The following is a 14,841-nucleotide window of genomic DNA, read 5'->3' as shown; positions in this document are numbered from 1 at the left end:
AAATTGCACGGCATAGACAGTTGCTTCACTGCGCTGCTAACTGTGCTGGCAAAATGCTCTCAACTGTGATGGTCAGCGCGTGGCTGGCGCGTTATTCTCGAATCCATGATCGAACTCAAGCTGGAGCGCGGCTCCCGACAGGCGCCGACGCTCGTCGAACAACTGGTGCACGCCTTCTCCACGGCAATCGAGGAGCAGACGCTGCGCGCGGGCGCGCTGCTGCCGTCGGTGCGGCGTCTCGCCGAAGCCGAAAGTCTCAGCACCTTCACGGTGACGGAAGCCTACGGCCGGCTCGTGTCGATGGGCCTCGTCACGGCGCGACGCGGCTCGGGTTATCGCGTGGCCTTGCGGGGGCGCAGCGAACGCGTGCGCGCAGTCGAGTGGCAGCCGCCGAGTCTCACCGCGACCTGGCTTTTATCGGATGTATTCGCCGATCACTCCGTGCCGATCAAATCCGGCTGCGGCTGGCTACCGAACGAGTGGATCAACGAGAGCGGCCTGCAGCATGCGCTGCGCGCGGTAAGCCGCGTGCCGGCGGCGCGCATCGCGGATTACGGACATCCGTATGGCTTCGCGCCGCTGCGCGAGCGGATCGCCGAGCAGCTCGACCGTCATGGCCTGCCGGTCGATGCATCGACCAATGTGCTGCTGACCGCGGGCGCGACGCAGGCGCTCGATCTCATCGTGCGGACGTTGCTGCGCCCGGGCGATGCGGTCGTCGTCGAAGATCCGGGTTACTGCAATCTGCTGCAGATCCTGCGGCTCGCGGGCTTGCAGGTGCATGGCGTGCCGCGCACCGCGGCGGGCATCGATACGGATGTGTTCGAGCGCATCGTGATCGAGCATCGGCCGAAAGCGGTGTTTCTCAACACGACCTTGCAGAATCCGACGGGCGCGACCTTCGGCATGGCGTCCGCATTCCGTCTGATGCAGATTGCGGAGCGTCACGGCCTGTGGGTCGTCGAGGACGATGTGAACCGCGAACTCGCGCCGCCCGGCGCGCCCTTGCTCGCGGCGATGGAGGGCTTAAGCCGCGTGCTGTATGTCGGCGGCTTCGCGAAGACCATCACGCCCGCGCTGCGTTGCGGTTATGTCGTGGCGGAGCGCGATGTGTTGCGCGAGCTGGCGCGCACGAAGATGGCCGTGGGCCTCACGTCATCGGAAGCGACCGAGCGCATCGTCGAGAAAGTGCTGACGGAAGGGCGCTATGCGCGGCACGTCGAATTCGTCGTGGAGAAGCTGAAGGATGCACATGCGCTCGTCGAGGAGCGGATGGACGCGCTCGGCGTCGAACTGTTTAGACGGCCGCGCGCCGGGCTTTTCGTGTGGGGCGCGTTGCCGATCGATCCGGCAGAAGGGAGTGCCGTCGCCACGCGCGCACTGCAACACGGCATATGGCTTGCGCCGGGTTCGTATTTCCGTCCGGACGACGCGGAAAGCAACTGCTTTCGATTCAACGTCCCGTATTCAGCGGACGATGCGCTTTGGGATTTTCTGGAGAAAACGATCAGGGCGATTTAAAAGCGGACACGATGAATGATCATCGTGTCCGCTTCAAATCGATCTCTATTGCGATACCTGAGAATTGACGGACGCCGAAACCTGTCCGTCCTGAGTCTGCGCGGTGCGCGGGGTCGCGTTGAAATCACTGCGTCCTTGCGCGGCTTCTTCCGCCGCGAAGGTCTGCGCGCTCACGCCGTGCTGCGAAGCCGGCGCACCGACATCGGGACGATAATGCGGCGCCGGACCATATCCGCCTGCAAATGCCGAACCGGCGAAAACAGAACTCAATGCAATGGCAAAGCCTACGACGAATCGCTTGTTCACGAGAATGCTCCGACGAAGATTAAGGGACATGCGTCAATCGGAAAGCGCGTCGTTCGCTACGAAACGGCCCCGACATGTGAACGCAGTCTATAAGTCCTTCGCCGATTTTTAATCCCACCAAATGCCAATTGAGTTTTCGTCGATCTCAAACAATGGGATGACGCCGCGCGCGATCAGATCACGGCTTCGCGCCGCTTTGCCCGCGACGCCGCGAGATGCGCTCGCAAGTGTTCGCAGACGTCTTTTCGACGCACCGGATTGAGTGGATCACATAGACGAATCGTCAGCGTGGAGGCTTGCTCGTCGCGTCCGGGCGCTTCCCACAGCACGACGGTAAAGGTGCCGTCGGAAACCTGCACGACCTGGAAGCGCGCCAGATCGATATGAGTCAGTTCGTGGGATTCGATCGAATGATGCATGATGTCCTCGACGTTCTCGGCATGTGCGTAGGTATCCACGCAAGCATTGTGCCGATGCGAAAGCGCCTCGCCGGTGCGCGGCTTTCGCACGCGCACCCATGTCGATTCTTTCGCGCTTTCATGCAAAAACGGCAAGGCGGCGCGTTTATGTGGATGCTTCGTCGGTCGTCGTTGGCGTCGATGTATTCGACGCGGGCTCCGGCGCGGACACGGTTGCGGCTTTCGTCGCGCGTTTGCGCGGTGCGCTGCGCTTCGCTGCCGTCTTGGCTGCTGGCTTGGCCGTGGCGCTGGTTTTCTTCGCGGCAGGTGTCGCCGCTTTCTTCTTCGCGGCCGGCGCGGACTTCTTCGCGGGTGCCGCTTTCTTCGCCACGGCCTTTTTGGCCGTCGCTTTCCGGGCTGCTAATTTCGGTTTGGCCGCTTTCGGCGCACTCTCGGCATCGATCAGAAACTTGCTGCGATCCTTCACGTTCGCGATCCACGCGGGCGGCCGCGCCCAGCCGCTCCACGTCTCGCCCGTCTTGGGATTGCGATATTTCGCGGGCAGCTTGCCTTTCTTCGCGAGCTTGGTCATCGCTTCACGGCGGCCCGCCGGCGCCGGATAGGCGACCTGCGGCTTCGCGGCGCGTTTGGTCTTCTTGCCGTGCCGTTCGATATCGTCAGTCGTGAGGCCGTGCCTTTCCATCATCGCGCGGATATCGTTGAGCACGGATTGCGCGCGATCCGCGATCAGGCTTTCAGCCTGTGCGCGTAGTTTCTTCAATCTGGCCTGTAACTGTTTGAGCGTCGCCATCGCCGTCTCCTTTTTTGTCGACGAACTTCACTTCATTGTTTGATCGCGACGAACGCCGCGGTCTCGTAAGGCACGGTCACTTCGCGTTTGCCGCTCAGTTCGGGTTCGGCATCGATCAGCTTGCGCACGTCTTCATCGATGGCGGCGCGCGCGGCTTCGGGCAACGATGCGATGAAACTCGTCGAGCGCACGCGATGCACGATCACGTCTTCGGGCGTGCCCGTATGCCCGAGCGAAAAATGCGTTTCGACGAGCGGGCTGAAGCCCGGATGCGGAAACGCATCGCGCCATGCGCCGGAGTAATAGCGCGGCGTATCGCCTTCGTAACGGTTGACGATGGCGTCGAGCTGCGCGACCCACGGCACGCGCGCATCGCGCAGATTCCATACGAGACCGAGCCGCCCGCCCGGCTTCAGCACGCGATGAATCTCATCGAGCGCCGCGCGGCTCGCGAACCAGTGAAACGATTGCGCGCAGACGACCGCGTCGACCGATGCGTCCGCGAGCGGTATCGATTGCGCCGTGCCCGCGAGCGCCTCTACATCGGGCAGGGCGGCGGCGAGTTTTGCGCGCATCGAATCGACTGGCTCGACCGCGATCACGCGCGCGCCCGTCTGCACGAGACGCGGCGTGAACTTGCCGGTACCCGCGCCGAGATCGACGACGCTTGCACCCGGCTTCAGCCCGAGCGTATCGGTGAGCCAGCCTGCGAGTTGCGGTGGATAATCGGGCCGCCCGCGCACGTAGCTGTCGGCGTTGGCCGTGTAGCCTTGCACGGCTGCGCGATGCACAACGGATTCGTCGTTCGCGGGCTGGGTCATGGCTATAGCTCGTTACTCGCCGTAGATATCGAAATCGAAATACTTCTGCTCGATGCGCTTGTACGTACCGTCCTTGATCATCGCGGCGATGGCGCCGTCGAGTTTTTCCTTCAGGTCGGTGTCTTCCTTGCGCAGGCCGATTGCCGTGCCGGGTCCGAAGATCGCGCTGTCTTCCAGCGCGCCGCCCGCGAAGCCGTAGGGCTTGCCGCGCGGCGTGTCGAGAAAGCCGCGCTCGGCCTGCACGGCGTTTTGCAGAGAGGCGTCGAGCCGGCCAGCGAGCAAGTCCTGATAGACCTGATCCTGATCCGCATACGATACGACCTTCACGCCCTGCGCGCCCCAGTGGACCTTCGCATAGGTTTCCTGCATCGAGCCCTGTTCGACGCCGACTGTCTTGCCCGTGAGCGATTGCGCCGTCGGCTGAATGCTCGAATCGCGCTTCGCGACGAGGCGCGTGGGTACGTGGAAGAGCTTGCTCGAGAAGGCGATCTGCTTGACGCGCGCGGGCGTCATCGACATCGTGGAGAGCACGCCGTCGAACTTGCGCGACTTGAGTCCTGGGATCATGCCGTCGAATGCGTTTTCCACCCACACGCATTTCGCGTTGAGACGCCGGCACAGTTCGTTGCCGACGTCGATGTCGAAGCCGACCAGCGTGCCGTCGGGTGCTTTCGATTCGAAAGGCGGATAACTTGCATCGACACCGAAGCGGATCGTCGACCACTCCTTTGCATGCACTCCAATCGATACCGTCAGCATCGAACCCAACAACACCGTCAACAGCCTCTTCACGATAGTCCCTTCAATCTATGAGTTATGAATATGTGCGGCACGAGCCGCCGTTGAAGATTATAGAAGGCGGGAATCCGGCGCAATAAAAAACGGCCGCGAAAGAATCGCGGCCGTTCGAACAGAACCGAATTGAATTACTTCTGGCGCTTAGCCCGCTCGCACGTCGACACGACGCGGACGCGCTTCCTCGCGACGCGGAATCGTGAGCTTGAGCACACCGTTGGTGAGATTGGCATCGATCTTCGTCGTGTCGAAGTCGTCGCTCACCGTGAAGGCGCGTGCGAAACGCGGCGCGCGCAGTTCAGCGTGATGCACGCGCACGGCGCCTTGCACGGGCAATTGCGCTTCGGCTTCGATGATGAGGCGCGCGTCGTGCACTTTTACGTCGAGCTTTTCGCGCGGCACGCCGGGCAGGTCGGCCCACAGCGTGATGCCGTGGCTGTCTTCGACGATATCGACTGCGGGCGTCACCGTCGCGCGGCGCGCGGTGTCTTCGTTCGTGTCCTTGGCTGCGACTTGCGTGGTGTCGGTCATGATGTGCTCTCTCTTACTGAATGGTGATCGCGCGCGGCTTCGACGCTTCGCGCTTGCCGATGGTGATGGACAGCGTGCCGTTCTCGTAACGTGCTTCGACCTTGTCGGTATCCGCGTTCTGCGGCAACTCGATCACGCGACGGAAGCCGCCCGCGAAACGCTCTTTCGCATAGCTTCGCGTGCCTTGCGCGGCGGCTTGCGGCTTGCGCTCGCCGCTGATGGTGAGCGTGCCTTTGTCGACGGTGACATCGAGCGAAGAGGGCTCGACGCCGGGCGCGAACGCGACGACGTGAATCGCTTCGTCAGTGCTGCCGATATTCAGGCGAGGGAACGCATCTGCGCGGCTCGAACGAATGCTGGAAGGAAGATTGCCGAACAGCGAAGACACGTGCCGCTGCACGCGGTCCAGTTCCGAGAGAACGTCGCCGCCAAAATAAAAGTCACTCATGGTCCAGTCTCCGATAATGCGGCCAACGAGGCCGGCAGCAGGAAGTTGAAACGACAGCGCGGGTGTCGCTGCCTATGCATCCAAGGTAGGTGCGAAGGCTATCGTTTCAATACCGGAGCGCTATGTTTCCAGTGAGGTTTATTTTCTCGGGGCGGGGCTTGAAAGACGTTGAAGAGGGCTTATATCGGTTCGAATGGGCGCGTCTTAGTGGGACGCCAGGTCACCTTGATAGTAGCCTGCGAAACGCGCGAACTGTCGTTCGGCATCCGCGACGTCCGCCCCATCCTTCAGCACCGCGCTCGAAAAACCCGTGCGCTCCATCTGCACGAGTTGATCGATCAGCACGTCGCCGGTCGCGCGCAGGTCTCCCGTGAAACCCAGACGTTTGCGCAGCAGATAGGCCTGGCTGTACGCGCGGCCATCGGTGAAATGCGGAAAGCGCAATTCGATGCGATCGAGCGCTGTCAGACGATCCTTTAGCGTGTACGGATCGTCATCGTTCGTGAGGATCGCGACGCGTTCGTTCGTATCCGCGTCGTGATTCTTCTGCGTGAGAATGCGCATGCGTCGAATGCCGTTCATGCCGTCACCTCATCATTCGCGCGGGCCGCTTTTGCGGCGACCTTGAACGGTTCGATCCCCACACGCCGCACCGTATCGATAAAACGCTCACGATGTTCGCGCGCGTCGCGATAGGTCGTCACGATCGCCTCGATCACATCGGGCACTTCGGCTGCGCTGAACGACGGCCCGATCACCTTGCCCGGCTGCGCCGCACCGCTCGCCGCGCTGCCGTCCGATCCGCCCATCGTGATCTGATACCACTCGCGCCCGTCCTTGTCGACGCCCAGCACGCCGATATGTCCACTGTGATGATGCCCGCACGAGTTGATGCAGCCGCTGATATGCAGATCGATTGGACCGATGTCGTCGAGTTCGTCGAGATCCCGATAGCGCTCTGCGATGCCCTGCGCGACCGGCAGGGAACGCGCATTGGCGAGCGCGCAGAAATCGCCGCCGGGGCACGCGATCATGTCGGTGAGAAGATGCACGTTCGCGCTCGCGAGGCCCGCATCGCGCGCCGCCTGCCACAGCGCGAAGAGTTCGCTTGCGCGCACCCACGGCAACACGATGTTCTGCGTGTGCGTGACGCGCGCTTCGCTCGCCGAGAAGCGATCGGCGAGATCCGCGACGATGTCGAGTTGATCGGCGGTCGCGTCGCCCGGCGACTGGAGCAGACGCTTGAACGACAGCGTCACGATGCGCAACGCGGGGTCTCGGTGCTGTGCGACGTTGCGTTGCATCCAGCGCGCGAAAAGCGGATGCGCGTCCGGTTCGACGTCATCGAACGTCGCGGGTGAGGCATGCAATGCCGGCGGCACGAACGACGCGCTCACGCGCTCCAGTTCTGCTTGCGAGATGAGATGCGGCGCACCGTCATGCTCGACGATCTGACGAAATTCCTCGTTGACGTCATCGATATAACGCTGGCCTTCTGCCTTCATCAGGATCTTGATGCGTGCCTTGTACTTGTTGTCGCGGCGCCCGTAGCGGTTGTACACGCGCACGATCGCCTCGATGTAGTTCATGATGTGCGGCCAGGGCAGGAATTCGCGCATCGGAGTGGCGATCACCGGCGTGCGTCCCATGCCGCCGCCCGCGCTCACGCGAAAGCCGAGCGCGCCGCTTTCGTCGCGTACGAGTTGCAGGCCGACGTCATGCCACGCGGTCGCCGCGCGATCCTCGCTCGCGCCTGTGATCGCGATCTTGAACTTGCGCGGCAGGAACGCGAACTCTGGATGCAGCGTCGTCCATTGACGCATGATCTCGGCGAATGGACGCGGGTCGGCCACCTCATCGGGCGCGACGCCCGCGCGTTCATCGCAGGAAATGTTGCGGATGCAATTACCGCTCGTCTGAATACCGTGCATGTCGACGGTGGCGAGGAGGTCCATCACGTCCGCGGACCTATCGAGTGGGATCCAGTTGAACTGGACATTGGTGCGCGTCGTGAAGTGGGCGCAATGGGTCGGTAGGCGCTCCGTGCCGAGCTTGCCTTGCGCCGCGCTCGCCGAGCGATAGACCTCGGGATCGGGATCGTCGTAGTCACGCGCGATGCGCGCGAGCACCCGCAACTGCGCGCTCGACAATTCGCCGTACGGCACGGCCACGCGCAGCATCGGCGCATGGCGCTGCACGTACCAGCCGTTTTGCAGGCGCAGCGGGCGGAACGCATCTTCGCTTAGACGGCCGTCCTGCCAGCGCTCGAGCTGATCACGAAACTGCGCGGCGCGGCTCTTCACGAAAGCCTTGTCGAACTCGGTGTATCGGTACATGGATGCGGCGACGTAGCGGAGAGAGGGCCAACGATAGAGCGCGAACGGCACCCCGGCAAGCAGCAGTTGCGATGATTTCGACGGTAGCAGCACACCCCACGCCTCCTTCTGCTACCGCCGAATACACCGCAACTGCTGCTGTTTTTCACATGGCCCCGCGCTCATCATGAACGCATGAAAGAACCGTTCAGACCCATGCGAAGGAGCCGCTGATGGAACTCTTGAAGATGATGCGCATCGTGCTATGGAGTTTTTTCGGCGTGCGCAAGCGCGCGTCGCACAACGCCGACTTCGCGCAAGTGAAGCTGCCGCTCTTGCCGGTCATCGCGGTGATGCTCGCGGGCGCGTTCGGATTGACGCTGCTGGCGGTCGCGAAATTCGCCACGGGCATCGCGCACTGATTTTGCGGCGCGCGTCGCGTCCCGCTCTTACAATGATGACCGGATGATCGACATCAGCGAGGTTCGGGACGATGAAAGTATGCGTATATGGGGCGGGCGCCATCGGCGGATGGATCGGCGTGAAGCTCGCGCAGGCGGGCTGCGATGTCAGCGTGATCGCGCGCGGCGCGACGCTCGACGCGTTGAAGCAAGACGGTCTGCGCCTCGTCGAGAAGGACGCGACGCACACCGTGAAGGTTGCGGCAAGTGCGGAACCCGCTGATCTCGGCGCGCAGGATCTCGTGGTCGTGGCCGTAAAGGCGCCCGCGATGGAATCGGTCGCCGCGCACATCGCGCCGCTGCTTGTCGGTGAAACCACCGTGCTGACCGCGATGAACGGCGTACCCTGGTGGTTCTGCGACGGCCTCGGCGCGCCGTTCACGGGCAGGCGCCTCACGTCCGTCGATCCGCACGGCGCGATCGCGGCCGCGATTCCGGGCGCGCAGACGGTCGGCTGCGTCGTGCACGCGAGCTGCTTCGTCGAAGCGCCGGGCGTCATCCGGCATCATCAGGGTAAGGGCCTGATTCTCGGCGAGGCGACGGGCGCGCCGACCGCACGCACCGAATCGCTCGTGTCGCTTTTCGCGAAGGCGGGCTTCGACGCCACGCTTTCGCAGCAGATTCAACGCGACGTATGGTTCAAGCTATGGGGCAACATGACGATGAACCCCATCAGCGCGATCACCGGCGCAACCACCGACCGCATTCTGAGCGATGACCTCGTGCGTGGTTTCGTGACGAACGTAATGCTGGAAGCGAAGGACATCGGCGCGCGTTTCGGCGTTCCGATCGACCAGCAGCCGGAAGACCGTCACGCGGTGACGCTCAAGCTCGGCGCGATGAAAACGTCGATGCTGCAGGACGTTCAGGCGGGCAAGGCAGTCGAGCTCGATGCGCTCGTCGCGTCGGTGCGCGAGCTGGGCGCGATGACCGGCGTGCCGACGCCGTTCACCGATGCCCTGCTTGGACTCGCGCGCCTGCATGCCCGCACGCTGGGCCTTTATCCGGCGGCCTGAATCTACCTTAAGCAACGACAATCCGCAGCGGGTCCGCAGCGGCGAACGCTTCGGCCCGCGCCGCGCTGGGCGGATAGATCCACTCGGTGTTGATGCGCGTCTTCAGTTCCTTCGCCTGCGCCCCCGACATCTTCACCTCGCGCTCCCAGCCTTCCGTATAGACCGCGCCCCACGGGCCGAGATCGAGACACGTCACGTATTTCGGCTGGCTATACGGAATCTGCGCATCGCCCAGCAAATCCGCTGCAACGTTATGGCCTGCCGAGCGGCCGAGGTTCATCGCGTGCTGGCAGGACATCATCGCGTGATTGCCTTCGTCGTCGGTGGCGGCGTAGGCGACATCGCCCGTTGCGTAGACCGTATCGACGTCCAGCACGCGCAGATTGCGATCCACGTGCAGGCGGCCCAGCGCGTCGCGCTCGGCGGGAATCTGCGCGGTCAGCGCGTTCGCGCGCACGCCGGCGGTCCAGATGACCGTGCTCGCTTCGATGCGCTCGCCGTCGGACGTGGTGAGGCCGTTGGCATCGACGGACGTCACCGCCGCGCCGAGCCGCCATTGCACGCCGAGCGATTCGAGCGCCTCGACGATGACCGGGCGCGGACCGGCTCCCAGATCCGGCCCGATCTCCTTGTTGCGCTCCACGATGATGACGCGCACTTCCGCGTTCTCACCGAGCGCCGCGCGCAGTCGCGCCGGCATTTCCGCCGCCGTTTCGATACCCGTGAAACCGCCGCCCGCGATAACCACCGTGTTGCGCGCCGGTGTATCGGGCCGGGTCGCGAGGTGCCTGATATGCGCTTCGAGCGCGGCGGCTTCTTCGACCTGATCCACGCTGAACGCGTGTTGCGCAAGCCCCGGAATCTGCGGACGGAACAGCCGGCTGCCGGTTGCCAGAACGAGACGGTCGTAGTTCAGCGTGGACGGCGTGCCGTCCGTGCCGAGCACGTCGACCTCGTTGCGTTCGACGTGGATGCGCGCAACCGTACCCTGAATGAAGCGCACGCCCGTAGATGCAAAGATGTCCAGCAGCGGCGCCTTCATGCGCGCGGCGTTTTCTTCGTAAAGACGCGGACGCACATGCAGATGCGGCTCCGGCGCGATCAGCACGACTTCGATATCCGTCCTGCCGTGTTGATCGATGAGACGCGCTGCGGAAAGGGCGCTCCACATGCCGGCAAAACCGGCTCCGACTACCAGAATACGCTTGGACATCTCGATGCTCCTTGGAATTCGATATGGGATCGCTCGACGGACGTTCGTCGTCGTCATTGCTTAACTACGATTCTATGAGTCGTAGTTAAGAAGGGCAAGAGGTTTACGGTCTGCTTTACAGAATGTCTCGAATTCGCGGATTCCGGACCGAACAATGCGAATTCTGGACATCTGGGATAAGCGAGGCGTAGTTTGAATCGGGAGGGGAATCGAACCGGACATCGCGTTAAGCTACGCAACGCACGCAACGAACCGTCAGAGGAAAGCTCATGGAGCAACAGAATCAGCAGGAAGGCGCAAACGAACTGATCCACATGCGCGACATGCTGCGCGAGTTCGTGCGCGAGCGCGACTGGAGCCGCTTTCATTCACCGAAGAATCTGGCCGCGGCGCTTTCCGTCGAGGCGAGCGAACTGCTGGAGCCGTTCACGTGGCTCGAAACCGGCGACAGGACGGAACTCGACGAAACCAGACTGCGAGCCATCAGTCACGAAATGGCGGACGTGCTCGCGTATCTCGTGATGCTGGCGGATTCGCTCGATGTCGATCTGCATCGCGCGCTGATCGAGAAGATGGCGCTGAACCGGTCGAAGTATCCAGCGCACAAGGTGAAGGGCGATGCGCGCAAATACACCGAATACGACGAGTAAGCAAAGCCACTGGCGCGTAAGGCGCCCGCGCGGTTAAGCTTGGCTTCCAGCCGTTCCCCTTGGAGGATTGCCGATGGACTTTTCGCTTTCGCCGGAGTTGACCGAACTGCAGGCGCGCGTGCGCGCTTTCATCGCCGAGGAGATCGTGCCTTTCGAGCGCGATCCGCGTTGTACGCCGCACGGTCCGAACGAGGCGCTGCGCGCCGAACTGATCGCGAAAGGGCGCGAGGCGGGCTTGCTGTCGAGTCACGTTTCGCCGGAGTTCGGCGGCCTCGGCCTGAATCACGTTGCGAAGGCGATTCTGTTCGAGGAAGCGGGCTATTCGCCGCTCGGCCCGGTTGCGCTGAACATCGCCGCGCCCGACGAAGGGAACATGCATTTGCTCGAAGCGATCGCCACGCCGCAGCAGAAGGAGCGCTGGCTGCGTCCGCTCGCGGCGGGCGCAATCCGCTCGTGCTTCTGCATGACCGAACCGCCGCCGGGCGCGGGCGCCGATCCCGCGATGCTGCAGACCACCGCCGTGCCCGACGGCGACGAATATGTGATCGATGGCCGCAAATGGTTCATCACGGGCGCGGAGGGCGCGGCGGTCGCGATCATCATGGCGAAGTTCGCCGACGGCCCCGCAACGATGTTCCTCGCCGACATGACGAGCCCAGGCATCGTCATCGAGCGCGCGATGGATTCGCTCGACACATGCTTTCCCGGCGGCCACGGCGTCGTGCGCTTCGACGGCTTGCGCGTGCCGAAGGAAAACGTGCTCGGCGAGCCGGGCGAAGGCTTTCGCTATGCGCAAGTGCGCCTATCGCCGGCGCGTCTCACGCACTGCATGCGCTGGCTCGGCGCCGCGCGACGCGCGCACGATATCGCCGCCGCGTATGCGCGGGAACGTCAGGCGTTCGGCCGCGCATTGGGCGAGCACGAAGGCGTCGGCTTCATGCTCGCGGACAATGAAATGGATCTGCACGTGACGCGCCTCGCCATCTGGCATTGCGCGTGGGTGCTGGATCAGGGCGTGCTCGGCAAGCACGAATCGAGCATCGCGAAAGTGGTGTCGTCGGAGGCGTTGTGGCGCGTGCTCGATCGCTCGGTGCAGATGCTCGGCGGCCAGGGCGTCACGCACGAAACCGTCGTCGCGCGGATTTTTGCGGACATGCGCGCATTCCGGATCTACGACGGTCCGTCGGAAGTGCATCGCTGGAGCATCGCACGACGCATCCTGCGCGGGGACAAGCCGCGCGCCCGATCCGCCTGACGAATGCTTCGATTACCGGCTCATTGCACGGTGATCTCGCCGCGAGCCTGTCGTTGCGCGATGATGCGGCTCGCGCGCATCGCGTTGTCCGGATAATTCAGCCAGTCGTTCGGGTCGTAGCCGACCGAACGCCAGAGCAGGAATTCCTGCCGGACTTGCGCGCGGGTTTTGGGCGCGTTCGGATCGCTGGTCGATGCCTGCGGTTGTGCGAACGCGGAAGCCGCGCAGCACAATGCCAGCGCGCCGAGAATGATACGGGGAATGGATGTCATGACGATTGCCTCATACCGTGCAGCACGGTGATCTCATTCTAGGTGACAGAACGCAAAACGGCAGAAGACGTTTTTGGCCGAAGGGCATAGTGCATGCCATGTGCCGTGTACTGACGTTGCGCCCTATACTCGACTGTCTCCGGCGAGGCGTCCGGGATAGCGAATACACGACAAAAACAGGCCGCGGTCATGAGCCCTTCGAGCATTGCCATCACCAGCAGTTTTCCCGAGATGGACGAGCTGAACGCGATTCGCATCGCGGGCGGCGCGCGTCTCGCGTGGAGCACGATCGGCGAAGTGCGCGCGCGCCAGCATGCGTTCCCGCTTCTGACCGCGTCGATCGGTTCGGACGATCCGCAAGCGCCCGCGATCGGCTTCTTCGGCGGCGTACATGGGCTCGAATGCATCGGCACGCAGCTCGTGCTCGAATACATGCGCGCGCTGTTGCGTCGCCTCGAATGGGACGACACGCTGCATCAGCAACTGAGCGCGATCCGTCTCATCTTCATGCCGATCGTGAATCCCGGTGGCATGTTCGCGCGCACCCGGGCCAATCCGAACGGCGTCGATCTGATGCGCAACGCGCCCCAAAGCGCCGAGGGGCGCGTGCCGTTCCTCGCGGGCGGACAGCGCATCGGCCCGTGGCTGCCGTGGTATCGCGGGCCCGTCGACGGCCATATGGAAACGGAGAGCGCGGCGCTGCTGTCGGTGGTCGAGGAGCAATTGATGTCGCGCCCGCTCGCCTTTGCGCTCGACTGCCACTCGGGTTTCGGCTGGGACGACAGCATCTGGTTTCCGTATGCGCGCACCGAACGCGAGATGGCGCATCTGCCGGAAATGTTTCTGCTGAAGACGATGTTCGAGGAGTCGTATCCGCATCACGGCTACGCATTCGAGCCGCAGAGCCATCAATATCTGCTGCACGGCGACTTGTGGGACTTCGCGTATGACCGCTCGCGCGCACCGAACATCTTTCTGCCGATGACGCTCGAACTCGGTTCGTGGCGCTGGATTCGCAAGAATCCGATGCAACTGTTCTCGCGCCTCGGCATCTTCAATCCGATCAAGGCGCACCGCACGCGGCGCGTGCTGCGGCGTCATCCGAACTTCTTCGATTTCCTCACGCGCGCCGCATTCTCGGCGCGCCGCTGGCTTCCGGCCGGAGAATTCCGCGAAGACTTGCTGCGACGCGCGCGCGAACAGTGGCGTCGCGCGGGCACATCGTGAGCGATTGGGTTCTGTTACGCGGCCTCACGCGCGAAGCGCGCCACTGGGGCGCGTTCGAGGCATCGTTCATCGCGCATGGACTGATCGATGCGGGTGAGCGTCTCGTCTGCATCGATCTGCCGGGCAATGGCGTCGAACGTGCCGATGCTGCGCCGCAATCCGTCATCGCGATGATGGACTCTGTGCGTGCCCGCGCCGCCGCGCTGAATTTGCGCCTGCCTTGCCGCGTGCTCGCGATGTCGCTCGGCGCGATGGTTGCGACCGCGTGGGCCACGCGTCATCCCGATGAGATCGAGCGCCTTGTGTTGATCAACACGAGCATGCGCCCGTTCGCGCGCGTGCACGAACGATTGCGTCCCGCGGCATGGCCGATGCTCGCGCGGATCGCGATGAACTGGACGCAACCGGAGCGATGCGAAGCGCTGATACATCGCCTGACCTGCAATCGCGATGACACGCGCGATGCGGATATCGCGCAATGGGCTGCGCTGCGGCGCACGCATGGCGCGAGCGCGGCGAACGCGTTGCGGCAACTCGCGGCGGCGGCGCGTTTTCGCGCGGGGCGCGATGCGCCGCGCTGTCCGGTGTTGCTGCTGTCCTCGGCGGCTGACCGTCTGGTCGATCCGGTGTGTTCCGTGCGTATCGCGCAACAATGGCGTGCGGCGCACGCGGTGCATCCGTGGGCCGGCCACGATCTGCCGCACGACGACGCCGACTGGACATGCAACGCAATCGCATCATGGCTCGCGGAAAATGAACGCGAGCGTGACATTCGAGTGACAAACGCATGACATCGACAAC

The 14,841-nt window shown here is 63.4% G+C and carries 18 protein-coding genes; 7 read left to right on the top strand and 11 right to left on the bottom strand.

What is annotated here, in order from left to right:
* Nucleotides 1–105: 105 nt before the first annotated feature.
* Entirely contained in the window at nt 106–1,521 is a 1,416-nt protein-coding gene (locus tag AWB80_RS09995; protein WP_061174483.1) for an aminotransferase-like domain-containing protein, read from the top strand.
* Between the two features lie 45 nt (nt 1,522–1,566).
* Here the strand turns inward: AWB80_RS09995 and AWB80_RS09990 are convergent, their stop codons facing one another.
* From AWB80_RS09990 to AWB80_RS09950, 9 genes are all read right to left on the bottom strand, one after another.
* Entirely contained in the window at nt 1,567–1,827 is a 261-nt protein-coding gene (locus AWB80_RS09990; protein ID WP_061174482.1) for a hypothetical protein, read from the bottom strand.
* 173 nt (nt 1,828–2,000) lie between these two features.
* A complete protein-coding gene (locus AWB80_RS09985; RefSeq protein ID WP_143328000.1) occupies nt 2,001–2,285 on the bottom strand; it encodes a hypothetical protein in 285 nt (94 codons plus the stop codon).
* Nucleotides 2,286–2,391: 106 nt separating this feature from the next.
* Nucleotides 2,392–3,036, bottom strand: a complete 645-nt coding sequence (locus AWB80_RS09980) for an H-NS histone family protein (protein WP_061174480.1) — start codon at nt 3,034–3,036, stop codon at nt 2,392–2,394.
* A gap of 32 nt (nt 3,037–3,068) precedes the next feature.
* The gene (locus AWB80_RS09975) at nt 3,069–3,857 is read right to left on the bottom strand and encodes a class I SAM-dependent methyltransferase (protein ID WP_061174479.1); all 789 of its coding nucleotides are present in this window, start codon (nt 3,855–3,857) and stop codon (nt 3,069–3,071) included.
* Nucleotides 3,858–3,869: 12 nt separating this feature from the next.
* Entirely contained in the window at nt 3,870–4,649 is a 780-nt protein-coding gene (locus AWB80_RS09970) for an ABC transporter substrate-binding protein (protein WP_061174478.1), read from the bottom strand.
* Nucleotides 4,650–4,796: 147 nt separating this feature from the next.
* A complete protein-coding gene (locus AWB80_RS09965) occupies nt 4,797–5,183 on the bottom strand; it encodes an Hsp20/alpha crystallin family protein (RefSeq protein WP_061174477.1) in 387 nt (128 codons plus the stop codon).
* Between the two features lie 13 nt (nt 5,184–5,196).
* Nucleotides 5,197–5,631: an Hsp20/alpha crystallin family protein gene (locus AWB80_RS09960; RefSeq protein WP_061174476.1), complete on the bottom strand. Its 435-nt coding sequence runs from the start codon at nt 5,629–5,631 to the stop codon at nt 5,197–5,199.
* Nucleotides 5,632–5,835: 204 nt separating this feature from the next.
* Nucleotides 5,836–6,213 carry a DUF934 domain-containing protein gene (locus AWB80_RS09955; protein WP_061174475.1) on the bottom strand — a complete coding sequence of 126 codons (378 nt, stop codon included), beginning with the start codon at nt 6,211–6,213 and terminating at the stop codon, nt 5,836–5,838.
* A complete protein-coding gene (locus AWB80_RS09950; RefSeq protein WP_061174659.1) occupies nt 6,210–7,967 on the bottom strand; it encodes a nitrite/sulfite reductase in 1,758 nt (585 codons plus the stop codon). Before AWB80_RS09950 ends, AWB80_RS09955 begins: the two co-directional genes overlap by 4 nt.
* A gap of 212 nt (nt 7,968–8,179) precedes the next feature.
* Here AWB80_RS09950 and AWB80_RS09945 point away from each other — a divergent pair, with 212 nt between their 5' ends.
* Together AWB80_RS09945 and AWB80_RS09940 are read left to right on the top strand one after the other, a co-directional pair.
* Nucleotides 8,180–8,368, top strand: coding sequence for a DUF2970 domain-containing protein (locus AWB80_RS09945; RefSeq protein ID WP_061174474.1), 189 nt, complete (start codon nt 8,180–8,182; stop codon nt 8,366–8,368).
* Between the two features lie 71 nt (nt 8,369–8,439).
* On the top strand, nt 8,440–9,423 hold the full coding sequence (locus tag AWB80_RS09940; protein ID WP_061174473.1) for a 2-dehydropantoate 2-reductase: 984 nt from the start codon (nt 8,440–8,442) through the stop codon (nt 9,421–9,423).
* 7 nt (nt 9,424–9,430) lie between these two features.
* Here AWB80_RS09940 and AWB80_RS09935 read toward each other — a convergent pair whose 3' ends face one another.
* Nucleotides 9,431–10,636, bottom strand: a complete 1,206-nt coding sequence (locus tag AWB80_RS09935; protein WP_061174472.1) for an NAD(P)/FAD-dependent oxidoreductase — start codon at nt 10,634–10,636, stop codon at nt 9,431–9,433.
* Between the two features lie 269 nt (nt 10,637–10,905).
* Between AWB80_RS09935 and AWB80_RS09930 the strand changes: the two genes are divergently transcribed.
* The gene (locus AWB80_RS09930; RefSeq protein WP_061174471.1) at nt 10,906–11,286 is read left to right on the top strand and encodes a nucleotide pyrophosphohydrolase; all 381 of its coding nucleotides are present in this window, start codon (nt 10,906–10,908) and stop codon (nt 11,284–11,286) included.
* Between the two features lie 73 nt (nt 11,287–11,359).
* Complete coding sequence (locus tag AWB80_RS09925; RefSeq protein WP_061174470.1) at nt 11,360–12,541, top strand: acyl-CoA dehydrogenase family protein; 1,182 nt, start codon at nt 11,360–11,362, stop codon at nt 12,539–12,541.
* 20 nt (nt 12,542–12,561) lie between these two features.
* On the opposite strand, the gene AWB80_RS09920 is transcribed toward AWB80_RS09925, so the two are convergent.
* Nucleotides 12,562–12,813, bottom strand: coding sequence for a DUF4148 domain-containing protein (locus tag AWB80_RS09920; protein ID WP_061174469.1), 252 nt, complete (start codon nt 12,811–12,813; stop codon nt 12,562–12,564).
* 189 nt (nt 12,814–13,002) lie between these two features.
* On the opposite strand from AWB80_RS09920, the gene AWB80_RS09915 reads away from it, so the two are divergent.
* On the top strand, nt 13,003–14,040 hold the full coding sequence (locus AWB80_RS09915; RefSeq protein WP_061174468.1) for a M14 family zinc carboxypeptidase: 1,038 nt from the start codon (nt 13,003–13,005) through the stop codon (nt 14,038–14,040).
* Nucleotides 14,037–14,831 carry an alpha/beta fold hydrolase gene (locus AWB80_RS09910; protein WP_061174658.1) on the top strand — a complete coding sequence of 265 codons (795 nt, stop codon included), beginning with the start codon at nt 14,037–14,039 and terminating at the stop codon, nt 14,829–14,831. The genes AWB80_RS09915 and AWB80_RS09910 overlap by 4 nt, the downstream gene beginning before the upstream one ends.
* Nucleotides 14,832–14,841: the final 10 nt, after the last annotated feature.

The organism is Caballeronia pedi (assembly GCF_001544915.2).
Classification (GTDB): domain Bacteria; phylum Pseudomonadota; class Gammaproteobacteria; order Burkholderiales; family Burkholderiaceae; genus Caballeronia; species Caballeronia pedi.
This window is presented reverse-complemented; position numbering and strand designations above follow the sequence as displayed.